The organism is Limnobacter sp. UBA7229 (assembly GCF_002473065.1).
In the GTDB taxonomy this organism is placed as follows: Bacteria; Pseudomonadota; Gammaproteobacteria; order Burkholderiales; family Burkholderiaceae_B; genus Limnobacter; species Limnobacter profundi.
The window spans coordinates 15,226-37,157 of record NZ_DKTN01000005.1 but is presented as its reverse complement, the minus strand read 5'-3'; the positions used below and the strand labels follow the sequence as shown (position 1 = coordinate 37,157).

General features: G+C 53.5%; 22 protein-coding genes. 11 read left to right on the top strand and 11 right to left on the bottom strand.

What is annotated here, in order from left to right:
• Positions 1-3 precede the first annotated feature (3 nt).
• The 6 genes from B4C79_RS03020 (at position 4) to B4C79_RS02995 (ending at position 4,180) form a co-directional block, all read left to right on the top strand.
• The gene (locus B4C79_RS03020) at positions 4-993 is read left to right on the top strand and encodes an ABC transporter permease (RefSeq protein WP_105027617.1); all 990 of its coding nucleotides are present in this window, start codon (positions 4-6) and stop codon (positions 991-993) included.
• The gene (locus B4C79_RS03015; protein ID WP_105027616.1) at positions 990-1,856 is read left to right on the top strand and encodes an ABC transporter ATP-binding protein; all 867 of its coding nucleotides are present in this window, start codon (positions 990-992) and stop codon (positions 1,854-1,856) included. The genes B4C79_RS03020 and B4C79_RS03015 overlap by 4 nt, the downstream gene beginning before the upstream one ends.
• On the top strand, positions 1,853-2,146 hold the full coding sequence (locus B4C79_RS03010; RefSeq protein WP_291742205.1) for a gamma-butyrobetaine hydroxylase-like domain-containing protein: 294 nt from the start codon (positions 1,853-1,855) through the stop codon (positions 2,144-2,146). The genes B4C79_RS03015 and B4C79_RS03010 overlap by 4 nt, the downstream gene beginning before the upstream one ends.
• Positions 2,146-2,922: a ferredoxin--NADP reductase gene (locus B4C79_RS03005; RefSeq protein WP_171101147.1), complete on the top strand. Its 777-nt coding sequence runs from the start codon at positions 2,146-2,148 to the stop codon at positions 2,920-2,922. Before B4C79_RS03010 ends, B4C79_RS03005 begins: the two co-directional genes overlap by 1 nt.
• Positions 2,923-3,132: 210 nt before the next feature.
• Positions 3,133-3,591 carry a mobile mystery protein A gene (locus B4C79_RS03000; RefSeq protein ID WP_291742208.1) on the top strand — a complete coding sequence of 153 codons (459 nt, stop codon included), beginning with the start codon at positions 3,133-3,135 and terminating at the stop codon, positions 3,589-3,591.
• Between the two features lie 130 nt (positions 3,592-3,721).
• Complete coding sequence (locus B4C79_RS02995; RefSeq protein ID WP_291742212.1) at positions 3,722-4,180, top strand: mobile mystery protein B; 459 nt, start codon at positions 3,722-3,724, stop codon at positions 4,178-4,180.
• Between the two features lies 1 nt (position 4,181).
• On the opposite strand, the gene B4C79_RS02990 is transcribed toward B4C79_RS02995, so the two are convergent.
• A complete protein-coding gene (locus tag B4C79_RS02990) occupies positions 4,182-4,757 on the bottom strand; it encodes a DsbA family protein (RefSeq protein ID WP_291742257.1) in 576 nt (191 codons plus the stop codon).
• A gap of 136 nt (positions 4,758-4,893) precedes the next feature.
• Positions 4,894-5,766 (bottom strand): hypothetical protein, encoded by an 873-nt coding sequence (locus tag B4C79_RS02985; RefSeq protein WP_291742215.1) that lies wholly within the window; start codon positions 5,764-5,766, stop codon positions 4,894-4,896.
• Between the two features lie 397 nt (positions 5,767-6,163).
• Between B4C79_RS02985 and B4C79_RS02980 the strand changes: the two genes are divergently transcribed.
• Together B4C79_RS02980 and B4C79_RS02975 are read left to right on the top strand one after the other, a co-directional pair.
• Positions 6,164-6,601 (top strand): DUF6795 domain-containing protein, encoded by a 438-nt coding sequence (locus tag B4C79_RS02980; RefSeq protein WP_291742218.1) that lies wholly within the window; start codon positions 6,164-6,166, stop codon positions 6,599-6,601.
• A 142-nt stretch (positions 6,602-6,743) separates the two neighbouring features.
• Complete coding sequence (locus B4C79_RS02975; protein ID WP_291742220.1) at positions 6,744-7,820, top strand: lipase family protein; 1,077 nt, start codon at positions 6,744-6,746, stop codon at positions 7,818-7,820.
• A 7-nt stretch (positions 7,821-7,827) separates the two neighbouring features.
• Here the strand turns inward: B4C79_RS02975 and B4C79_RS02970 are convergent, their stop codons facing one another.
• The 3 genes from B4C79_RS02970 to B4C79_RS02960 form a co-directional block, all read right to left on the bottom strand.
• Positions 7,828-8,220 carry a PIN domain-containing protein gene (locus tag B4C79_RS02970; RefSeq protein WP_291742223.1) on the bottom strand — a complete coding sequence of 131 codons (393 nt, stop codon included), beginning with the start codon at positions 8,218-8,220 and terminating at the stop codon, positions 7,828-7,830.
• Positions 8,217-8,459 (bottom strand): AbrB/MazE/SpoVT family DNA-binding domain-containing protein, encoded by a 243-nt coding sequence (locus tag B4C79_RS02965; RefSeq protein ID WP_291742225.1) that lies wholly within the window; start codon positions 8,457-8,459, stop codon positions 8,217-8,219. The genes B4C79_RS02970 and B4C79_RS02965 overlap by 4 nt, the downstream gene beginning before the upstream one ends.
• A 104-nt stretch (positions 8,460-8,563) precedes the next feature.
• Positions 8,564-9,604 (bottom strand): acyltransferase family protein, encoded by a 1,041-nt coding sequence (locus B4C79_RS02960; RefSeq protein ID WP_291742227.1) that lies wholly within the window; start codon positions 9,602-9,604, stop codon positions 8,564-8,566.
• A 138-nt stretch (positions 9,605-9,742) separates the two neighbouring features.
• Between B4C79_RS02960 and B4C79_RS02955 the strand changes: the two genes are divergently transcribed.
• Positions 9,743-10,726, top strand: a complete 984-nt coding sequence (locus B4C79_RS02955; protein ID WP_291742230.1) for an HPP family protein — start codon at positions 9,743-9,745, stop codon at positions 10,724-10,726.
• Here B4C79_RS02955 and B4C79_RS02950 read toward each other — a convergent pair.
• The 5 genes from B4C79_RS02950 to B4C79_RS02930 are packed head-to-tail and all read right to left on the bottom strand — an operon-like array spanning position 10,723 to position 17,009.
• Positions 10,723-12,651 carry an esterase/lipase family protein gene (locus tag B4C79_RS02950; protein ID WP_291742232.1) on the bottom strand — a complete coding sequence of 643 codons (1,929 nt, stop codon included), beginning with the start codon at positions 12,649-12,651 and terminating at the stop codon, positions 10,723-10,725. The two genes, B4C79_RS02955 and B4C79_RS02950, sit on opposite strands and share 4 nt — an antisense overlap.
• 37 nt (positions 12,652-12,688) lie before the next feature.
• Complete coding sequence (locus tag B4C79_RS02945; protein WP_105027606.1) at positions 12,689-13,282, bottom strand: nucleotidyltransferase family protein; 594 nt, start codon at positions 13,280-13,282, stop codon at positions 12,689-12,691.
• 13 nt (positions 13,283-13,295) lie between these two features.
• On the bottom strand, positions 13,296-14,318 hold the full coding sequence (locus B4C79_RS02940) for an XdhC family protein (protein ID WP_291742239.1): 1,023 nt from the start codon (positions 14,316-14,318) through the stop codon (positions 13,296-13,298).
• A gap of 12 nt (positions 14,319-14,330) precedes the next feature.
• Entirely contained in the window at positions 14,331-16,538 is a 2,208-nt protein-coding gene (locus B4C79_RS02935) for a xanthine dehydrogenase family protein molybdopterin-binding subunit (protein WP_291742242.1), read from the bottom strand.
• A 12-nt stretch (positions 16,539-16,550) separates the two neighbouring features.
• Positions 16,551-17,009, bottom strand: coding sequence for a (2Fe-2S)-binding protein (locus B4C79_RS02930; RefSeq protein ID WP_105027604.1), 459 nt, complete (start codon positions 17,007-17,009; stop codon positions 16,551-16,553).
• Positions 17,010-17,138: 129 nt separating this feature from the next.
• Here B4C79_RS02930 and B4C79_RS02925 point away from each other — a divergent pair, with 129 nt between their 5' ends.
• Both B4C79_RS02925 and B4C79_RS02920 read left to right on the top strand, forming a co-directional pair.
• Entirely contained in the window at positions 17,139-18,044 is a 906-nt protein-coding gene (locus tag B4C79_RS02925; protein ID WP_291742247.1) for a LysR family transcriptional regulator, read from the top strand.
• An 84-nt stretch (positions 18,045-18,128) separates the two neighbouring features.
• The gene (locus B4C79_RS02920; RefSeq protein WP_291742250.1) at positions 18,129-19,589 is read left to right on the top strand and encodes a hypothetical protein; all 1,461 of its coding nucleotides are present in this window, start codon (positions 18,129-18,131) and stop codon (positions 19,587-19,589) included.
• A 216-nt stretch (positions 19,590-19,805) separates the two neighbouring features.
• On the opposite strand, the gene B4C79_RS02915 is transcribed toward B4C79_RS02920, so the two are convergent.
• Positions 19,806-21,866 (bottom strand): TonB-dependent receptor family protein, encoded by a 2,061-nt coding sequence (locus B4C79_RS02915; RefSeq protein WP_291762235.1) that lies wholly within the window; start codon positions 21,864-21,866, stop codon positions 19,806-19,808.
• Positions 21,867-21,932 lie beyond the last annotated feature (66 nt).

Here is a 21,932-nt window from a genome sequence, read left to right as displayed (position 1 = left end):
ACCATGTCGCGACCTCTTGAAATTCAAATGCCTGCGGCTGCGAAGCCGTATGCCCCGGTGGTGAAAGCCAGCACCCTCGCCCCCGGGGCGAAAGAACCTGCTTTGCAAGCTGTGGATTCACCGAGTGGTGCGGCCAAAGTTGTAGCTCGGGCCAAACCCGAGGTGGCTGAAAAACTGCCTGCCCGTGAGTTGTTGTTGATCAGTGCAAAAAAGCACAGCCTGGCTGCGTTGATGACGTTTTTGTCGATCGGCGCATTGGTGGCCTTCTGGTATGTGGCCACCTTGTACAAGCTCGATTTTTACATTCGCTTCAACAACATTCCCACGCCAGGTGAGGTGTTCACCAACATGGTCGAGTTGATGCAAAACCAGCGTTTCCAAACCAACATCTGGAAAAGCGTGGTGCGCATTATGCAGGGTTTTGCCATGGCCACAGCCCTGGGGGTCACCTTGGGCTTGCTGTGCGGCCGCTTCGCAGTGGTGCGGGGTTTGATGTTTCCCGCGCTTGAAGTGCTGCGTCCAATTCCGGCGATTGCCTGGGTGCCCATTTCAATCATGCTGTGGCCCACCACAGAAAGCAGCATTATTTTCATCACCTTCATCGGCGCATTTTTCCCGATCTTGATCAACACCATGGCGGGTGTAAAGGGCGTTGACCCTGTGCTGCTGCGCGCTGCGAAAAGTTTGGGTGCCAATGAATTCACCATGCTAAGCAAAGTGATACTGCCCGCAGCCCTACCCAATGTATTCACCGGTTTGGCGGTGGGCATGGGTGTGGCCTGGGTGTCGCTGATTGCAGCGGAAATGATTTCAGGCCAGTTCGGTGTGGGCTACTTCACTTGGGAAGCGTACTCGCTTATTGAGTACCCCAACATTGTGCTGGGCATGATCGTGATTGGCGTGTTGGGCTTGTTGTGCAGTGGCGGCATTTTGCTCCTGGCCCGTTTGCTCATGCCTTGGCAACACATTGCCGGGCCCGGAGGTGGAAAATGAACAGCACTGTGAAAAAGCCCGAGGGCTGTATTGAACTGAGCAATGTGCAGGTGAACTTCATTCAAAACGGTGCGCGTTTCGCGGCTGTGCAAGATGTTTCCCTGAATGTGCAGCCCGGTGAATTTGTCTCGGTGGTTGGCCCCTCGGGTTGCGGCAAAAGTACGCTGTTGAACATTGTGGCCGGGTTTCTGAAACCCAGCGACGGTGTGGTTACGATGGACGGACAGGCCATTCATGGCCCCAGTGCCGAACGCGGTGTGGTGTTTCAACAGTACTCACTTTTTCCGTGGCTGAAGGTGCGCGAGAACGTGGAGTTTGGTTTGAAGCTGCAAGGCATGGCCCGTCATGAGCGCGAAGGAAAAGCGCGCACCTTGTTGGGTTTGGCTGGTTTGCTGCCTTTTGAAAATCATTACCCCGATCAGCTTTCCGGTGGCATGAAACAACGCGTGGGCATTGTGCGCGCACTGGCTACTGGCCCGCGCGTGTTGCTGATGGACGAACCCTTCGGTGCACTCGATTCCCAAACCCGCGTAGTGATGCAGGAAATACTCACCCACATGTGGCAGCAATGGAAAATCTCTGTGCTGTTTATTACGCACGATATTGAAGAAGCCATTTTTCTGTCCGATCGTGTGTATGTGATGACCGCCCGTCCCGGAAAAATCAAGGCGGAAATTCCCATCGATTTGCCTCGACCACGTTCGGCTGCCATGACCGCGTCGCCAGTGTTCACAGCCTTGCACCGCCAACTGAAAAGCCTCATTCGCGAAGAAAGCCTGGCTGCCATGGGTGGCGAAATTGACCCCGCCACCATGGGCCAAAGCTGGCACCTGGGCGAGGAAGGCATGGAGACGTTGCGATGAACAGCGCATCAATCCAACCCGTTGCGGTTACAGACCAACGCGCCTCGCAACTTCTGCGCATTGAATGGGCCGACGGCGCGGTGAGCGAATTGCCACACGGTTTGCTGCGCACCCATTGCAAGTGTGCAGAATGCGTGGCTGCGCAGCGCGCAGGGCAAGCCGTGGTGCTGGGCAGCGCAATTACTAACATTGAAATGGTGGGCGAACACGCCCTGAACTTTAAATTTGCAGATGGCCACGAGCGCGGAATTTTCCCCTGGGCCTACCTGCGAGAACTTGGAGTTGCATGATGAGCAATTTGGCATTTGAAACCGTGCTGGAAGTGCACCACTGGAATGAATCGCTGTTCAGCTTCAAAACAACCCGCAGCCCCGGCTTGCGTTTTCACAATGGGCACTTCGTGATGATCGGTTTGCAGGCCGAAGGCAAACCGCTGCTGCGCGCTTACAGCATTGCCAGCGCCAACTACGAAGAACACCTTGAGTTTTTAAGCATCAAAGTGCCCGATGGTCCGCTGACTTCCCGTTTGCAACACTTAAAGCCTGGCGACCAATTGATTGTGGGCCAAAAGCCAGTGGGCACCTTGGTGATCGACGATTTGAACGACGGGCGAAACCTGTACCTGCTGGCCACCGGCACCGGCCTTGCACCCTTCATGAGCATTATTCGCGACCCCGACACCTACGAGCGATTCGACAAAGTGGTGCTGGTACACGGCGTGCGCACCGTGAGCGAATTGGCCTATTCCGATTACATTCGCGAAGAACTGCCCAAGCAGGAATACATTGGCGAACTGGTGCAAGGCCGCTTGCTGTATTACCCCACCGTAACCCGCGAACCCTACCGCAACCGCGGCCGCCTGACCGACCTGATGCACAGCGGCAAGTTGTTTGAAGATTTGGGCCTGCCTGCGCTGGACGCAGCCCACGACCGCGCCATGATTTGCGGCAGCCCCAGCATGCTGGAAGACACCTGCAAATTGCTGGATGCAAAGGGCTTAAAGATTAGCCCCAGGCAGGGCGAGCGCGGGGATTATGTGATTGAGCGGGCGTTTGTGGAGAAGTAGGCTTTGGTTGCGGGCTACTTCCTCCGCCAATTTAGTGAACAGATTGGCGGGAAGGTTATCGAGTTTTTGCTAAATTCCCAATCGAAGAAATATCCCTATATGGCTATTTGATGTTAATAAAAATAGCCCTGTAGGGATATTAATATGTTTTATTTTTATCCCTGTAAGGATACACTGTAGGCTTATTTCTCGCCCTACAGGGATAAGTTTATGGACAAGTCCTACCGCTGGCTGCAATTGCGCCAGGCCGACAAGCAATTAAAACCTTTGCTTAAGAAAACCTTCCCGCCGCGGCCGTCCTGCGGTTGGATACAGGCCATTCGGGAGGCTCTTGGCATGACTGCTGTATCGCTCGCTCAGCGCCTCAATGTAAGAAACTCCACGGTGCATAAGCTAGAGAAAAGTGAGGCCGACGATAGCATCTCGCTAGCCTCTCTGCGCAAGGTTGCCGCTGCACTCGACTGCGAACTGCACTATGTTCTCGTGCCGAAAATACCCCTAGAGGCCAAGCTGAAGGAGCAAGCCAATACCGTGGCTAGAAGGCACATGCAACCCGTGGCGCATACCATGTCGCTTGAGGATCAAGCCGTTGGTACAAAAGCGCAGCAGGCTCAATTAGAGCTGATTGCAAAAGAGCTGCTTGACGGCAACTGGCGCGAGTTGTGGTGATGGAGTTCACATACCAGCCCGGGCAGACCCCGCTTGATCCGGATGAAAAAGAGGGCCTGAAGCCCAAGCACATCTCGACGCAGGGTGAGCTCAATGAATGGGAGCAGCTTAATATCATCAAGGGTGCCCGGTGGGCCAGCGCCAGCTCAAGCAGGATGTTCTGGATGATGTGTTCCTGCGCAAGCTGCACAAGCAGATGTTCAGCGATACATGGACATGGGCTGGAACGTACCGCAAGAGCGACAAGAATATCGGTTGCGATTGGCGCCAGGTTTCTATGCGCGTCCGGAACTTGCTGGAGAACACCAAGTATCAGATCGAACACAATGCCATGCACCCGGATGAGCTGGCAGCACGATTTCACCACCAGCTTGTGCTCATCCACCCGTTTCCGAACGGCAATGGGAGATGCTGTCGTTTGATCGCCGATCTTTTACTTCAGAAAATGGGCTTGAAACCTTTTACTTGGGGCAGCGGTGGACATGCTTCCCTTGTGAGCCAGAGCGAAATGCGGGCCGAATATCTGGCCGCCCTGCGAGCAGCCGACCAAGGCGACATCTCGCCACTTCTTGCTTTCGCACGCAAATAGCTCAATCCCTGAAACGTTCAAAAAGCGCTTCAGCTTTGCAAAAACCGTGAGTTAGAGGATAAGCCTGATTCTCTTTGTTAATGTAGAAGAGGGCGGGAAACCCACTAACTTCAAGTTGACGTGTAATTGCCAAATGTTTTTGAAACTCAAGTTCAGTTTCTTTGGCGTGAAGGACAGTTAAAAACTGCTCCTCGCACAACCCTATGGTGCCAGCGCAATCAATCAGCGTTTCATCTAAAGACGGGTTCCTGGCCTCACGGTAATAAGCCGATTGAATCGCTTTTGCCATATTTGGTGAGCTTCTGGCAGCTAACTTCTCAGCTGCTATCACTGCTCTACAAGCTTGGTATGTTGAACGATAAGGTGTGTTCCGTTCCCAATAACTGTGATTAAACGTTACTTGAGAAACCTTTTCTATTTGATGCCAATAGGAAGAGATCGCTTCTTTCAGGTTTTCGCTCATGGGTTCTTTGGTATCAGGCGCTAACCCTCCCATTATCCAGTCCACCTCCACTGAAGGGTACTGTTCTAGAAACCGATCCAACTCCGGTTGAAACCCATAACACCAGGCACACATGGGATCCATGACGTATAAAAATCGCATACTCACTTCGTTTACTCCGTAGAACGGGTTGCTGGTGCATAACGTGCTAGCTCAAGGGCGCGGAGCCGGCTTGCCGGCATAGCGTCCCACTGGAGCGGTGGGTTAGCCTTCATTTCTTTGCCATCAGCCGAGACAGCGCCTTATTAAGTTCTGCCTCGTCTTTAAGTGCCTGTGCCAGTCGCTCTGACAGTTCGGCAAGTATCACGCGAATGCTGCTGGCGATTTCTAGGCAATGCTCATCGCTTCTCAGATGCAAACCGTCACTGAGTGCTGAATGCAGCAATGTAAGTGGGTTGTGGCCGTTAATAAGAAGTGCTTGGGGGATGGCGTCCTTTACGTTTGCTAGTGCTTTGCTAAATTGGGTTTCAACTTTTGCTGCCTCTAGCGTCTTAATCGCTTCCGCAGGAGCGCCGACTTTCTGTGAAACCTTTATGACTTCATCGAGGATTCTGTTCTTTTGCTCTTCTACAACTCGTCTGTAATAGACAAAAGCCCCAATTCCGAGACCTTGGTTTTCACATCGACGACCTTTTAGAAATAGCTCACGGTCAGGGCCAATGAGCTTGATAAGTCTTGCAGCTGTCGGTGGCCCATATTCTGGAAGCTCTCCAAACTTATAGCACTTACCTGATATCGCTTTAACATCCCTTTGCGCTGCAAGGGAGAATGTTTTTTCAGTTTTACGGCAGTTTGAGCAGACGTATGAGAGATAGAGGAAGTGGAAGGTGTCATCGGGAATGTCCGGCACCGAAGAATTTGTACGTCGGAAGAAGCGAATGCCATTGCATGAATCGCTTGGGCAGTGCAACTGAATTTCAGGAGTAAATAGGACGTAACCGGCAACCCCGCCACCTTGGTAGTGCCTCGTTTTGGTAAGGTCAGTAATGTTCGTCAAAGTGCCAGGCGGCACGCTTTCGAGGAATTCCGAAAAAGGAATTGCCGCCGGCTCTTCGTGAATTTCTGGCTTATCTTGATCGCTCATGAGTGGCTCAACTGTCTTGATGGCTAACTTGATTTATCAAACAATAACGGCGATATCCATTTATCCGCACATCGCACATGATTTCTTTAAATTAACTATGTCAGGTATTTACAAAGCATCGCATGAACAGGATGAAAAATAAATCTTGGTTATTCGCCACCAAATGGCGAGTAAGTGATTCGATTCGGAAGATCAGCGAGATCATCGACTGCAAGGTTGAACCGCCTAATCAATTAGAGCTACCCGAATAAGTGATTTTTTGAGTGGCCTTACAGGTCTGATAGTGTGTTCGCTTTCCATCAAAACGCATCACAACCCTATGCGACCAAACCTAGGTAGATGGCTGTTTTATGCCTGCACCACCTTTCTTCTCTCTTTCTCTCTAGGAGCTCATGCCGTGTGGCAAGACAACCTGAATTTATCCTCGGCTGTAGAAGGGCAAATACTCGACCATGGAAAACCAGTGACAGGGCTGAAAGTGAAGCGAATTATCAGTTGGAATATGGAGTCTGAGCCACGTACGGCAATTACCTCTACGGATAAGAATGGTCGTTTTCAGTTTCCCGAAGTACGCGGTGCGGCAGATTTTGGTTTTTTGGCAAAGCTGTTTCACGTACCTAATATAAGCCTTCGAATTTTCATTCCAATTGATGGCAAAGACTACATGGCCTATGCCACATCGAAAAACTCATATCAGGAAAACGTTGAGACGGGACTTCCCTACATACGTATGAAATGCGATCTGAAAAACAAGGAGTTATTCAACGGTAGGTTGCCAATTATTAACTGTGAAGTAGAAGAATCCGAAGAAAGGAAAAGCCTTAAATATGACTAATCTACTTTTACAACCAAACTACGTTCATGCACTTTCGGGTTTTGCATACGAAGCCGATTCCGTTTTTCGCAATCTAAAAGGGGCGAATCCCGGCAAGTCAGTAGCGCACATATCAACCTTGAGTTCAGACGAACTAATTCAAGTGGCTAAGTCCCGAAAACTTCCAATTCAATCAGATGGATTTGGTACACTCGCCGGCCGATCCGGCCTCTTCAACATCGACCTGCTCAGCGGTTTCGGCTTCGTCGCACACGGCACCGGCAGCCGCGCAAACGAGCTGGTTCTTGTCACACGCGGTACCAATTTTCAGCACAACAAATTCGATTTGGCAACCAACGCAAACATCGGCTATGGCATCGGCCCGCGCGGCAATGTGGTTCACCGTGGGTTTCTAAAAACCTTCAAAAGCTATCAAAGCCAGTTGGTGAATTTTGTATCGCAAAGTGGTGCAAAGCGGCCAAGTACCATTCACTGCATGGGCCATAGCCTGGGCGGGGCATTGGCCAATTTGAATGCCTGCATGCTGCGTGATGCAGGTTTCAATGTATGCCTGTACACCATCGGCGCACCGCGTGTGGGTATTGTTAGCTATGCGCAAGACATCACCAAGCAAATTGCACCGGGGCAAATTAGGCGTATTGCCAACCCCTGCGACCCAGTGCCCATGGTGCCCTTGTTTCCTTACATGCACGCCTCGCGCGGGTCTTCTGAATTATTGATACGGCATGGCGAAAAGGTGGGCATTGATGCGCACCTGTTGCACAGCGGTTATTCCAAAATGGCCTATAGCAGCAGTTGGAGCGATTTTTCTCCGATGCCGCATGGCTTGTCGCAATACACCGATTTGTCCCGAGAGTTTGCGAAACTGGGTGGCGGTGGCATGTTCAATGCCAAGCTGCTCGACCTGGTGGGCAAGCTGACAGAGCAGGTGTTGCGCTCAATGGGATACGCCTACCTGGTCACCGTGCAGGGTGGATTAAGCCTTGCCGTTACAGCGGCAGATCTGCTTTCAGAAGTGCTGGTGAAAGCCGCAAACGCCAGCAAGCTACTGGCTGAGGATGTGTTCACCATTGTGAATTCCATGCTTGATTTTCTGGGGCGTGCACCGATCAGCGGCACAGCGCTCACCATTCAAACCCTGCACTGGATTCTTGACCAGTTCAGCACGGAAATGGCTGGGCGGGCGCAGCAGGCCATGTTGAAGGCGCAGCGGGGTTAGTTTTAAATCAAACAGGTTTAAATCCTGCCGTCTTGATGGCATGGGTGTCGAAGCTAACACAGTGCAGGCACCCGGCTTTGTTTGCAGTTCGCTCGATTAGGCAATCAGAAAAGTCTGCTTTTGATGTTTCGAAAATTTTCAGTGCTTTAATTGCTATTTCCGTATTTTCAACAAGCAGTTCGCGTGTGCTCAACAAGGTTTCAAGAATTGCCACTACTTCAGGTTTGCTTGCTTTGTAGCAGCTTTGCATAACCCACACCAATTCAACCAGTGAAACTTGAGAAATAAACCCAGGGTTTTCTGTTGTAAGCGATGTAATCAGTTTGGTAGCGATGGGAGATTGTTTGGGGTCATCTTGGGCGATATAGCGGACCAGTACGTTGCTATCAAGGCCGATCATCGCGCTTTGGCCCCTTGTTTGGCAATCGCCACGTTCATATCTTCGATGCTTACAGGTGATAGCGGTTTGCGCAACATGCCTTTGAGAGCGTGCACGGAATTTGTTGCTGCAACAATTGCAAACTTTCCCTTTTCTGTTTCAACAAATTCAACCCTGCTGCCGGTTTCCAGCCCAAGCGCAGCGCGCACCCCAGCGGGAATTGTAATTTGCCCTTTGGATGTTACTGAAGCTGTAGCCATGATTGATATATCCCTTGCTATAATTTCCTTACTTTAGAGTAAGGAGTTTTGCCTGTCAAATGAATTTTATTGGAGAAGGGCGCACCCTAGGTGGGAGAACAACCTTACTTCTCAATCCCCCAATACAACACCCACCCCGCCGCAACACTGAGCACCCAGGTCACCAAAAACGCGACCAACATTTCTGCAAAACTGCTCAAGCCCAAGGCAATCACCACTGAACTTGCAAACACGGCAATGCCGTAGTGAATCAGAAAAACCGAGTATGAAATATCGCCCAGCCGGCGCACTGGGCCTTGAACAATCACACTGACCAAGCTTTCAATACGCGCACTGTTCATTAACAGCAAAGCTGTTACACCCGTCAGCAACAAACGTTCGCGCCATTCAATCCACAGTGCAATGCCCAGCATGCCCGCAATCAGCAAGCTGACCCAAATCACTTTGCCTTCACGTTGAGCCCAATGGGAGGCAACGCCCAAGCCGTAGGCGCCGAAAAAATACCACGCCCATTCGTCGTGTTCAGCATTTGTGTTCCACACCAACAAAGAGGCGATGGTCATGGCAATTGCCAGCAGCAACAATCCCTGCTGGGGTTCAAGCAATTTCAGCCCGCCGGTTTTTTGGCTTGCCCACGCCATCAACACCAACACTGCGTAAAGTTGCAGGTCGATCGCCACATACCAAACCCCGGCCGACAACGCCTCCACTTCTACAATGTCGTGCAACAAAAATGCATGGGCCAGCAGTTGGGTAAAACCTGGCAAATCCGATACTTCCGGGTGTATCGCAATTTTGCCGCCCAACCAGCTCAACAGCACAGCCAACGCAATGGCCACCCAAAAGGGTTTGACCAGGCGCAAAAAGCGTTTTTTGAACAAGGGCCAAACTTCCACATTGCGTGCCTTACCCAGCAAGCTGAACATGGACTGCGCCGCCAAAAAGCCACCAATCACCAGAAAAATTTGCACCACATAGCGCCCCTCATCGGCGATCAAACCCAGCAGACCGGGCCACTTGGCTTGCAGCACCGGCGACATGGGTGTGTACAACAACAGGTGGTGAACCACAATAATTTGTGATGCCAGGGCTTTCAGCAGGTCGATGGTGGAATTGCGCACAGGGCAGGCAGAAGGAATGGGCAAGTGCGAAGTATAAGGCGAGTTGCTTCAGTAAATGTGGCTTGAAATGGATTGGCCTGAACTGCACCAACTTGGTGCTACCCGGTGTTTTACAGGCGTATCATCATGGGCTCGTTTCAAACAAACCTGTTGATTCCAAACATGAAACTCTCCATCCGGGCTTTGCGAGCCCTGTCGGTGTCGAGGTCGATTCTTGGCTTCGAATCCAATTCCACCAGTCCCCGCGAGAAAGCCATTTCTGGCCTGGGTGCCTTTTTGGGAATCTTGATGGTGTGTTGGGTGTCCAGTTTTGTGGTCCAGGGCACCGATGCAATTATGGTGGTCGCATCCATGGGTGCAACAGCGGTTTTGTTGTTTGCTGTGCCGCACGGCACCTTGTCGCAGCCTTGGGCGCTGATGGGTGGGCATTTCGTGTCGGCACTCATTGGCGTTACCTGTGCGCGTTACATTCCGCACACTTATTTGGCTGCGGCTTTGGCGGTGGGTTTGGCGGTGGGCGTGATGTACTGGGCCAATTGCATTCACCCGCCGGGCGGGGCCACGGCGCTAACCGCCGCGTTGGGCGGTGAATCCATTTCAAACCTTGGTTATTGGTACATGATCAACCCGGTGTTGTTAAACACCCTGGCTATTTTGTTTGTGGCAGTCAGTTTTAATGCGCTGTTTGCCTGGCGGCGCTACCCCAACCATTTTGCGCGCAAGCAGAAAAAGCGGGTCGAAGCCTTGTCGGAAACCGGGGCCAGCCTTACCCACGAGGATTTTGCAGCTGCCATTGCCCGCATGGATTCCTATGTGGACGTGAGCGCAGACGTATTGGCCGAGCTGTTCGAATATGCCACCAAGCATGCCGATGAGCAAAGCACTCACCCCCAAACCCTGACAGTGGGCGCCTTTTACAGCAACGGCCAAGTGGGTTATCGCTGGTGTGTGCGCGAGTTGCTGGACATGTCATTAACCACGCCTTACAAGGGCGAGGCCGGGCAACAAGTGATTTACAAAAATGTGGCCGGTGCCGATTTGTATGAAACCGGTTTGAGCAATGTTGAGGCCTTCAAGCGCTGGGCGCGCTACGAGGTGGTGTTGCAGGACGGTCGCTGGCTGCCAGTGAAAGCAGCCACGCATTAACGTTGGCTTTCTTGTAGCCGGTTCAGGTGCTCGTGAAGAATTCGGCGCACTTCAACAATGGCCTCGGGCGTTTCCTGCACGCTGTGCCAGGAGTTCACCACCAGTTCTGAGGCTGCACCCTCCAGTTTTGCGCTTGCATAGGGCACCACACCATCGCTGCTGGCCTCAAGAATAACGCCGGGTGTGTCGTTGCCCATGATGGAGTGGTAGGTCACCTTGCTCGAGATCGGTAATTTGGAGGACTCCCGCACGAACGGGTCTTGGTCACTGAGGTTCTTGATGCTGTTGAAAGAGTCCACCAAGGGTTCATTCGATGCTTCATTGGGGTTGACCAACAGCTGACCAATCTCAGTCACCCGGCTTAGTACGGTGGCCGGCAAGCGAATAAGCCCCGACACAAAACGCGCAAAACGATTTTCTGCGTAGGGGGTTCCGCGGTGCGGAGCTGCAATGAAAATGGCGCGCGTGGGTTGCGGCATGGCATCGAATATCACGAAGGGCTCAATTTTCTGGCGCAGTCTTTCTTCGCGCTGTTCTGAAATGTTGTATCGGTCCAGCACCGATTCCCACAATTGGTCGCCCGAATTCGACACCATCAGCCGTGCCAACACGCCACCCATGCTGTGGCCAATGAGCACCATTTCTGTGGAGGCCCTTCGCTTGCCTTGCGGATCAAAGTTTTTTAACGTGGCATTCACTGCTTCACGAATCTCGCGGTTGTTGAATGGCAGCGGCAAATTGGTGGGGTAGTACACCTGCCAAATCTGAAAATTCTGGCGAAGCTCTTCGTCGCCCAACACTTCATTGGCCACATTCACCCAGGCCTCCGGGCTGCTGGCCAGGCCATGCAGCATCAAGATGACACGGCGGTTGGGGTCGAATGGTTGCATCAAATAGATGCGGGGTTTGTCCAGTGTTTCACTGCGACCAATCAGCGACAGCAAACTTTCTTGCGCAAAGCCTGAGCGGGCAAGCCACAGCCCATAGCCTGACGTGAAATTGGCAGCCAAGGGAACACGTATGCCGCGAACATCTACACTCGAATTCCGGTGAGGATCAAAACCCTGTAGTTCTACACGTTTGCCCTCCAGCACCGATTCAACACTGTTGCCAGGAAAGTGCAACATCACGGTGACAGAAGGGAAGGGTGTTTCGCTCCAAGGCTTGTTCTCGTCTTCCCGTTTCACCACGCTGTCGGCAAATACGGCCACCAATTCAGCACCCAAACCGTCTCGGCGGTACTGATTGCGCAAACCCTTGAAGGTGAGTGATGACGCCGCAAGCAGTTCATTGGGCAATTGGCCCTTGTGGCTTAAGCTGATGCCCGCGGTGTTGCCGCTAACTTGCCAGGGGGCAAAGTCGAGCAGGTAAGTTTTTTCCTGCGAAACAGACTGCTCCAGTTGATCGCGGTAACGGTTGAACAAACCCACCACAGCCTGCTGGGTTGAAAAATTGTAGTAGTCGCGCACTTGGGCTTGCCGGTCTTCCAGTGCGCGCAGGTCGGGCGTTCTGCCGGTGAAAAACAGGTAAGCGTAGGCGTGCTTTGCACTTTCAAGGTAGGCGGAAAGGGTGGCGGCTTTCAACGCGTCGTTGGCTGGCTCCAGTTTCTGCGCTTCTTCGTTTTGCAGGGCTTCCTGCAGCCACAGTTCGGAAATGGTGGAAAGGCGTTGTTCATCGCTTATGCCGATGGAGGCAATCAGCAATTTTCTGCATTCAGAAATATTGGTGTTGCAACGCCCCTCGTTGGTGCCAACCACCTGAAGGGCTGTACGCGCGGATGCGCTGAGTTGGCCGGTGGTGAGCACATCGCCCCGGCGCGCTGACAGGTAATCTTCCGAGCTGACTGACCCCACGCTAACCATGGCGCAGCCCGACACGGACAGTGCAAGCAGAGTGGTAGTGGCGAGAAGGGTAAAGTTGAACATGGGCGTACTGCGCTTACCTTGAAGGAAGAACCTGATTCTACGCGAGGTCCTCTGGCACATCCACGTCTTGCAACACATCGGCGCTTGGCCAATCAATTGCAATCATTTTTGCACCGCGCAGCAAATGTTTTGCACCCACGTCACCTTGCAAAGCAATCAGAGAACCTGCCCATGCACGCGTCAGCCCCACTGGGTGCCCGCGCTTGCCTTGAAAGTATGGCGCCACAGCATGCAACTCTTGTGTACTCACTTTCAAGAGTTCAGCATGCACCCGTGCAACAGCTTCAACGGGCACCCAAGGCATGTCTCCCAGTGAAATCACAAATCCGGTGGTGCCAGGCTTTCTCTCAAGGCAATGCCTCACTGCCGCAGCCAAGGCGCTGCCCATGCCGTGTTGTGCTTCGGGGCTGATCAACACTTCGCAGCCTGCATCGAACAAGCAGTGCACACGCTTGGGTTGGTGGCCTTGAATCACAGCCAGCGTGCCAGGCAGCACCTTGCACATGGTGCTGCCGCTGTGCCACAACACAGGCTTGCCAGAATCGGGACGAAGTTGCAGCAGCTTGTCCTTTTCTCCGCTGGGGTCAAAGCGCTGGCCCTGGCCTGCGGCCAGCAAAATACCCTGAATCATGGCCTGGGCTTTTTCATTTTGCGCAGGCGCTCAAGGTGTCAGCAGCCACTTCAAGCGCAGCTTTGGCTTGTGCCACGTTCAACACCTTGTCGCCGGCAACGCCGTTTTTCATGGCCACCAGTTCGGCGGCAATTGAAACAGCGATTTCAGCCGGTGTACGGCTGCCAATATAAATACCCGCGGGACCGCGCAAGGTTGCCGCCTGTTCCTCGCTTACGCCGAACTCCAGCAGGCGGGCTCGGCGGGTTTCGTTGTTGCGGCGCGAACCCAGCGCTGCCACATAAAATGCAGGGCTTTGCAGGGCTTCCATCAAGGCAAGGTCATCCAGCTTGGGGTCATGGGTCAATGCAATCACGGCCATGCGTGCGTCGGGTTTCATCGCAAGCACCACATCGTCGGGCATCTCACGTGTCAACGTGGAGCCCGGCTCATTCCATTCATCGGCGTATTCCTCACGTGGGTCGCACACGGTGACAGCAAAGTCGAGTGCCACGGCCATGCGCGCCAGTTGCTGGCTAAGTTGGCCTGCACCAATCAGCAACAAACGGTAGCGTGGGCCAAATACACTGATCAGGGTGGTGCCATCAAACACCAGGCCTTGTTCCGGGTGGGTGGGCTCCAGTTTGCGCTCGCCTGTTTTTATGTTCAGGCTGCGCTGCACCAGTTTTCCGGCTTTCAATGCGTTCAACAAATCGGTCAATTCATTGGCTGCAGCCAGGGGTTCAAGCACAAGCTCCATGGTGCCGCCACAGGGCAAGCCGAAGCGCCGGGCCTGCTCTGCACCCACACCATAACTCACCAGTTGGGGCTGTAACGGGAAGCCGTCCTTGTTCAACAGGCGGTCAATCAAATCGTCTTCAATACAACCACCGGATACGCTGCCCAGGGCATGGCCGTCGTCGCGCAACGCCAGCAACGAGCCCGGTGGCCTGGGGGAAGAGCCCCAGGTGCGCACCACTGTGGCCAGCATCACGCGGTGGCCATTTTCCAGCCACTGGTGCGCGCGCTGCAACACTTCAAGATCAAGACTTTCCATGTTGCTGCTCCTTTACGCTTTCAGTTGTTCACCAATCGGCAGTTTGCGAATGCGCTTGCCGGTTGCATTGAACAAGGCGTTGGCCAATGCCGGTGCCAATGGTGGAACCCCGGGTTCGCCCACACCGGTTGGCTTTTCACCAGACTGAACCATGTGCACTTCGACCTTGGGCATTTCGTTGATGCGCAACACTGGGTAGTCGTGGTAGTTCGACTGCTGAACTTCGCCGTCTTTCAAGGTGATTTCACCAGTCAGTGCAGCGGCCAGGGCAAACCCAATTCCGCCCTCCATTTGCGCTTTCACCACGTCGGGGTTTACCACCACGCCGCAGTCTACTGCGCACACCACGCGGTCTACCTTGAAGTTCCCGTCTTTCTGAACGGTTACTTCAACAACCTGTGCCACAAAACTATTGAATGATTCATGCACAGCAATGCCGCGTCCGCGTTTGGCACCGTCACCTGCAGGCGCAAGCGGCTTGTTCCAACCGGCTTTTTCAGCCACCAGTTTCAGTACACCTGCGTGGCGGGGGTGCTTGGTCAACAGGGTGGCCCGATATTTAACCGGGTCTTGTTTGGCTTGAACGGCCAGTTCATCAACAAATACTTCGGTGGCATAGGCGGTGTGGGTGGAACCCACTGCACGCCACCACTGAATGGGTACGCGAACCTGTTCATTGGTGGTGTGTAAATCCACCAGCATGTTCGGAATTTGGTAAGGAAGATTGGATGAACCTTCCACAGAAGTGGCATCCACACCGTCTTTCACCAGGAAGCCTTCGAAGGGCGATCCCTTCGCAATGGACTGGCCCACAATGCGGTTTTCCCAGGCCACCGGCAAACCATTTTTGCCCAAGGCTGCCCGCAAGCGGTGCGCATACACCGGGCGGTAGTAGCCGCCCTTCATGTCGTCTTCCCGGCTCCACACCAGTTTCACCGGCGCTTTGCCGCCAATGGCTTTCACAATGTGGGCGGTTTCAACCAGGTAGTCAGCTTGCGGGTTGGCTCGGCGGCCAAAGCTGCCGCCAGCATACAGCATGTTCAATTTCACTTTTTCGGGGTCAAGGCCCAACACCCCGGCCACAGCGGCCTGATCGGCAGTTTGCATTTGTTCGCCGTTCCACACCTCGGCGCTGTCCCTGTCCAGTTTAATGAGGCAGTTCAAAGGCTCCATTGATGCATGCGCAAGAAAAGGGAAGTGATAGTCGGATTCAACAGTTCGTTCGCTGCGCGCGAATTGACTTTCGGTGTCACCATCTTGCCGAACAACGGTGCCGCGTTTGCCCAGCAGCTTGTTGTAGTCGACGGCAATTTGTTCGCTGCTGCCCTTGTAAGCCGTGGACAAATCCCATTCAATGTTCAGTGCGTCGCGCCCTTTTTTTGCAGTCCAGTAATTGGTCGCCAGCACTGCTACACCACTGGGAATGGTGACCACATCCGATACACCTGCAATAGCACGTGCTGCTTTGTCGTCTACGTTCTTCACGGTGCCGCCAAACTTGGGCGGGTGCGCAACTACAGCCACCAGCATGCCTGGCAATTTCATGTCTTGCGTAAACATCGCGGTGCCATTGGTTTTTGCAGTGCTGTCTTTGCGGGGTGCTGTTTTGCCAATCAGTTTGAAATCTTTCGGGTCTTTCAAATTGACTTCGCCCGGCACAGTTTGCTCGCTGGCCGCTTCGGCCAACTCGCCAAAAGTGGCCTTGCGATTGCTTTTCGCGTGTGACACAACACTGTTGCTCACCGTAATTTCACGGGCAGGTACTTTCCATTGCGCAGCTGCGGCGTTTACCAACATGGCGCGGGCGGTGGCGCCCGCCGTGCGCATTTGTTCAAATGAATTGGCAATTGCGGTACTGCCGCCAGTGCCTTGCGCACCCCAGAACAGGTTGTTGTAGTGCTTGGTACTGGCGCCTGCGCCTTCCACTTTGACTGTGGACCAATCGGCATCCAGTTCCTCGGCCACCAGGGTGGCAAGGCCGGTGTACACGCCTTGACCCATTTCCAGGTGTTTGGAAATAACAGTAACTGTGTTGTCGCTGCCAATGGTTACAAAGGCATTGGGGGCGAAGTTGCCTGCTTCAACCGCACTGCCAGCCAGGCCTGGGCCACCGGCTTTCAGTTTGTTGTTGGCAAATACAGAGGGAATGCTGACCGCGAGTGTTAAACCAGCGCCTGCTTTCAAGAAGTCGCGACGAGAAACCTTGGTAACAATGCTCATGAATATTTCTCCTTAAGCCAATGTTTTGGCGGCTTCGTGAATGGCCGCGCGAATGCGCACATAGGTGGCACAGCGGCACACATTGCCTGCCATGGCTGCATCAATGTCGTCGTCGGTGGGCTTCGGGTTGCTGGCCAGCAAAGCAGTGGCCGACATGATTTGCCCTGACTGGCAGTAACCACACTGCACTACGTCGAGCTTTTGCCAGGCTGCCTGAACGGCCGAGCCGACTTTGTCGTTTTGCATGGCTTCGATGGTGCTAACTTTTTTGCCCGCAACGGTTGATACTGGTGTGGAGCAACTGCGCACAGGCTCGCCATCGACATGCGCTGTGCAAGCGCCGCAAAGGCCCATGCCGCAACCAAATTTGGTGCCTGTCATGTCCAGGTCGTCGCGAAGCACCCAAAGCAGTGGCGTGTCGCCATCCACATTCACACTGACGGCTTTGCCGTTCAATACAAAATCAACCATTCATCACCTCCGGTATTCTAAAAAATGTTGCAGTGCACCTATTCCTACAGTCTAGCCCCCTTGATTATCAAGATAAAGGCGGATATGGTGTATTGGTTATTAACATTTGGTTCACAATGGGGGGTTTTAATGGTGCTCGACAAAGACTTGCTTGATGGCATTCCGGTGTTTTTAACCGTGGCCGAACACAGCAGTTTTACATTGGCGGCCGCGCAGCTGGGCATTACGCCCACAGCGGTGAGCAAGGCGATTCGGGTGCTGGAAGAACGCCATGGCGTGGTGTTGTTTCAGCGGACTACCCGCAAAGTGGCTTTGACTGAAGCAGGTCAGGCATTGTTCTCGCGTTTGAACCCCGCTACGCAGGAAATTGATGAGGCAATTGCCGCTTTGGGACAATTTCGGGAAAAGCCGATCGGCACGCTTCGACTGAATATGAAACGATCGGCCTGCACCTATTTGGTCGAGCCTATTGTGGCCGAGTTCCGCCAGAAGTACCCGGATGTGAAACTGGACATCACGATTGATGAAGGCCTGACCGATTTGCTGGAAGGTCGCTATGATGCAGGTATTCGCTTGGGCGAATCGGTAGACAAGGACATGGTGGGCGTGCGCCTGACTCCCGATTTGGCTTTTCATGTGGTGGGCAGCCCGGAATATTTCAAGCGCCATGGCAAACCTGCAAAGCCTGAGGATTTGCAGCAACACGATGCAATCATGTACCGCTTCGTGACCAGCGGTACCTTTCACCGTTGGGAGTTTGTCCGTAGCAAGCGGCAGTTTTTTGTAGACTTGCCAAGCCCGGTGGTGGTGAACAACCGGGATATCCTGATCAACTTTGCACGCCAGGGTTTGGGTTTGGCCTATGTGGCGCAGTACGAGGTAGAGCGCGAGTTGGCAGAGGGCAGCCTGGAGCCTGTGCTGAGCGAGTTCATTCCGAAAACCTCAGGTTTGTATTTGTACTTTCCAGCACGCACGCAAGCGCAACTGAAGTTACGCGCTTTCATCGACATGGTGACCAAAGTGCGTGGCGCATAAGTTTCCCTGCGACGATATGTCGCAGCCTTGTCTGCAAACACTGCCGGATAATTCGTGCTTGTTTGGGCAAGCGTGAATTCCACCATGAAGATCAAGTTGTTGAAACTGCACCGCGCATTGGCGTTGTTCGGCTTTGCCGCCATGTTGCTGTGGGGCGTGTCGGGTTTGTTGCACCCCTGGCTTACTACTTTTGGCGTGCAACAGGCGGTGTTTGTGCCACCCCAACGTGTATTGAATCTGCAAGACGCATTGCCTTTTGAACAAATCCTGAAAAAAGCTGGGGTTGAACAGGCACAGTTTGTTCGGTTGGTGGTGGCGGAATCGGCCAATTTGTTACAAATAACTGAATCGCAATTTGCACCCAGGCGCTATTTCGACTTGAACACAGGACTGGAGTTGCCCAATTACGATCCAGTTTATGCAGCTTTTTTGGCCCGTCATTATTTGAATACACCTTACGCCGAAATTGCCAAAGTGGAACGCATTGAGAAATTTTCCAATGACTACCCAGCGGTAAACCGCTTGTTGCCGGTGTACCGGGTGCAATTTGATCAGGCCGATGGCCTGAACGCCTATGTGTACACAGAAACTGCTTCATTGGCGGCTGTTTCCGACAACACCAAGCACCAGGTTCAAACTGTGTTCCAGTGGCTCCACACCTGGAGCTGGGTGCCCAATGCCGCCGAAACACCCCGTGTGTTGTTGATCGCTGTGCTGGTAGGTGTGCTGTTCACGATGGCTGGTAGTGGTTTGGCCATGCTGGTGTTGATTCGACGAAAGGTGCGTGCAGCAGGGGCCAAAGGTTGGCATCGCATGGCGGGCTATGTGCTGGTGGTGCCCGTGTTGATGTTTTCTTTCAGCGGTGTGTACCACGTGGTGCAGCATGGTTGGCCTGAGGAGCAATCGAAGCTGACCATGCGCCCGGAAATTGACCTGCAAAAATTGCACTTCCCGCTTCATTCCAGCTGGGCTGAAATGACTCGAGATTTACCAGTGACAGGTTTATCGCTGGTTGCAAACCAGAATGGCGAGCTGTTGTATCGCCTTGCTTTGCCTCTTCTAAAGAATGGCCTGCCTGATAGTCCACAAGCCATACGCAATGCGCGCTTTGACGGTGTTCAACCAACAGGACCCGCCATGTATCTGAATGCGAACACTGGTTTGTTGTGGCAAGAAGGAGATCGTGAAATGGCCCATCAACTTGCGCAGCTCCACACGGGCCTTCCGCGCGAGGCTGTTCTAAAAGCGAGTTTAGTCACGCGCTTTGGCGGCGATTACGACTTTCGAAACAAGCGCTTGCCGGTGTGGAAGTTCGAGTACGGCGCACCCTTGAATGCCAGCGTTTTTGTGGACACAGCCACAGGTGTGCTGGCTGACATGACCCGGAATTCAGCGAAACCCGAGATCTGGAGTTTCAGCATGCTTCACAAATGGAGCTTTCTGGGTGGATTGGGGCGCGATGTGCAAAACATCGTGATGTGCGTGGTGGTTGTGCTGGCCATGGTGATGATGGCCGGGTTTGGGCTGAGCAGCCGGCGCTGTTGAGGTGATCGTGTGCCATGGATGGGGGTTGGATCTGCTGTTGCCATGCCGGCTTTGCAAGGCTTCCCGGCGGATTCGCAGCGCGGGGCGACTCCGTAAGGAGTCGATGCGAAGACGCCAAAGCGTTTCGCATGCCCCAAGCCAGAAGCATCAAGCCGGAACGAGAAGACTTGCTTAGGCATGGCAACAGCAGATCCAAACCACACTGTTTAACTCACCTCACCACTTCACCTCAACGCCCGCGTAAATGCTCCTGCCCTCACCCGGCGAAAACTGCGCCGAGTCCGCCCCATTGGCATTCACAATCACACCCGTGGTGGCGGCATACACTTTGTCTGTCAAATTGCGGGCATCCACAAACACGCGCAGTGTGTCGCTGAATTTGTACGATGCATTCAAGCCAAGCAACAGGTAAGGATCTGTCGACAAGGTGTTGGCCAAATCCACAAAGTAGCCTTGCGGCACGTATTCAATGTTGGGTGACAGGGTCCAGCCCAGGGCGTTGGCGTAGTCGAGTTTGGCCCGAACATATTGCTCCGGAATTCCCGGTATGGCTGCGTTGCCGTATACGCGGTCATTGTCAAAACGGAAGCGGCCAAAGGTGTAAGCCAGTTGCCAGTTCAAAGTATCGCCACCCCTGAGCAAATCACGCGTGAAAGGCCCGGCGAGCCCAATTTCCACACCTTGATGCACAGTGTTGTCTGCATTCAGAATTGCGCTCAGGCCCGGCACTAGCGGGTTGAGTTGGTAGCTCACAAACTCATTGTTCAACTGGCTGTAGTAGGCACTGATGTCCCAGCGAATTTCTTGCGCCACTCCGCGGGTACCCACTTCAAATGTGGTCGATTCCTGCGCCTCCAGTGCACGCGTGGGGCTTGTTTCAGAAAACGTGGGTGGCTCGAACGCACGGCTCAAATTGCCATACACCTGCACAGCCTCGCTGGCCTGCCAAAGCAAGCCGGTTTTCGGGCTGAACTGCGCGTAGCGGCGTTGGTAGCTTCCATCGCCATCGCTTAAAAACTGATCGTCTGCTGTGCGTTTGGCGTGGGTCCATTGCAGGCCATTGATCCATTGCACGGAATCAGTCAGGTGCAGGCGACTTTCTCCGTAAAGCTCTATGTTGTGGGCTTTCTGGTCTTCATGGCTTCGAAGGCTGATTCGATCACCGCGAACATGGTTGAATATGCGCGCCTCGGTGATGCCGTGCACCAGGTTGTAACCCAAGGTGGTGTCGTGCCGCAAACCCCATAATTCACCTTGTGCAATCCGGTTGCCAAAGGTGCCCACATCACGGGTTTGCTGGTCAATCAAACCAAAACTCAGTGGGTGGTACAGGTTTTTGTCCACTGCATACACCCCGGCGTTGTACTCCACGCCTGTTGGCGAAATCCAGGTGGTTTTGTTGGCAAGGCGGGTAATCAGAAAGTCGCGTTGAGAATTCGCAGCCGCCGACGCGGCATTGGCCTGTGTGGGGTTGCTTTGCAACTGCGCCTTGGTCAAGTTGCCGGGCAACTCCTGGTTCAGGTCACCGTGAATGATATAGAACCGGGTTTCCAGTTGAGGTGAAATTTTCAAACCTGCATTGGCGTTCAAACGGGTATTTTTTTGCCCACTGAATTGCCGAAACCCGTCAGAACGCAATTGCGAGAGCGATGCAAAATAATCCCAGTTGCCCAGCACATCGCCGGTTTTAAATTGCGCGCGCGCAAATTCATGGCTACCAGCATCCAGGCGCAAAACGCTGTTGGGTGTGGTGTAGCCGGTGGGTGTTACAAAATTGATGGCCCCGCCCAGGTTTGCCGCACCGTACTGCAAGGCATTGGCTCCTTTGTACACTTCAACGTGTTGCAGGGCCAATGGGTCGATGTCCTGAAAATCCGAGCCACCGTCGGCCAGGTTAATTGGAATACCATCTTGCAAAAGGCGTATGCCACGCATGTGAAAGGTGCGCGACAGGCCCGAGCCTCGAATGCTCAGCCGTGCTTCTTCATTCACCCGGCTTTGCGCAAATACGCCGGGCGTAAAGTCCAGCATGTCCTTAATGGTCACTGCTTTGCCTGCTTCAAAACTTTCAGCCTCGACCACGGCGGTACCACCTGCAGTCTGGTTCAGCTTTTCTCTGGCCACTTGCACGCTGGCTGCGCTCAATGCTTCGCGTTGAGCCTGAACTTCCACGCTGCTGAGTGCGGGGTTTGCAAACACCGGTTGAGCCAGTGGTGCAAAAGCCAACAGCAGGCCTGTAGACAAGGTAGTCATTTTGAAAGAAGCATGAACGCGCATCGCATAGTCCGGGCAAGATCAACCAGCACGCTTTATACGCCACGGCCTGCACTGCGAGAATGCGGC

Bases quoted from the DNA above. Each gene is read 5' to 3' on its own strand.
- B4C79_RS03020 (WP_105027617.1), top strand. From the start codon at position 4: ATGTCGCGACCTCTTGAAATTCAAATGCCTGCGGCTGCGAAGCCGTAT.
- B4C79_RS03015 (WP_105027616.1), top strand. From the start codon at position 990: ATGAACAGCACTGTGAAAAAGCCCGAGGGCTGTATTGAACTGAGCAAT.
- B4C79_RS03010 (WP_291742205.1), top strand. From the start codon at position 1,853: ATGAACAGCGCATCAATCCAACCCGTTGCGGTTACAGACCAACGCGCC.
- B4C79_RS03005 (WP_171101147.1), top strand. From the start codon at position 2,146: ATGAGCAATTTGGCATTTGAAACCGTGCTGGAAGTGCACCACTGGAAT.
- B4C79_RS03000 (WP_291742208.1), top strand. From the start codon at position 3,133: ATGGACAAGTCCTACCGCTGGCTGCAATTGCGCCAGGCCGACAAGCAA.
- B4C79_RS02990 (WP_291742257.1), bottom strand. From the start codon at position 4,757: ATGTGTGCCTGGTGTTATGGGTTTCAACCGGAGTTGGATCGGTTTCTA.
- B4C79_RS02985 (WP_291742215.1), bottom strand. From the start codon at position 5,766: ATGAGCGATCAAGATAAGCCAGAAATTCACGAAGAGCCGGCGGCAATT.
- B4C79_RS02970 (WP_291742223.1), bottom strand. From the start codon at position 8,220: ATGATCGGCCTTGATAGCAACGTACTGGTCCGCTATATCGCCCAAGAT.
- B4C79_RS02965 (WP_291742225.1), bottom strand. From the start codon at position 8,459: ATGGCTACAGCTTCAGTAACATCCAAAGGGCAAATTACAATTCCCGCT.
- B4C79_RS02955 (WP_291742230.1), top strand. From the start codon at position 9,743: ATGAAACTCTCCATCCGGGCTTTGCGAGCCCTGTCGGTGTCGAGGTCG.
- B4C79_RS02950 (WP_291742232.1), bottom strand. From the start codon at position 12,651: ATGTTCAACTTTACCCTTCTCGCCACTACCACTCTGCTTGCACTGTCC.
- B4C79_RS02945 (WP_105027606.1), bottom strand. From the start codon at position 13,282: ATGATTCAGGGTATTTTGCTGGCCGCAGGCCAGGGCCAGCGCTTTGAC.
- B4C79_RS02940 (WP_291742239.1), bottom strand. From the start codon at position 14,318: ATGGAAAGTCTTGATCTTGAAGTGTTGCAGCGCGCGCACCAGTGGCTG.
- B4C79_RS02935 (WP_291742242.1), bottom strand. From the start codon at position 16,538: ATGAGCATTGTTACCAAGGTTTCTCGTCGCGACTTCTTGAAAGCAGGC.
- B4C79_RS02930 (WP_105027604.1), bottom strand. From the start codon at position 17,009: ATGGTTGATTTTGTATTGAACGGCAAAGCCGTCAGTGTGAATGTGGAT.
- B4C79_RS02925 (WP_291742247.1), top strand. From the start codon at position 17,139: ATGGTGCTCGACAAAGACTTGCTTGATGGCATTCCGGTGTTTTTAACC.
- B4C79_RS02920 (WP_291742250.1), top strand. From the start codon at position 18,129: ATGAAGATCAAGTTGTTGAAACTGCACCGCGCATTGGCGTTGTTCGGC.
- B4C79_RS02915 (WP_291762235.1), bottom strand. From the start codon at position 21,866: ATGCGCGTTCATGCTTCTTTCAAAATGACTACCTTGTCTACAGGCCTG.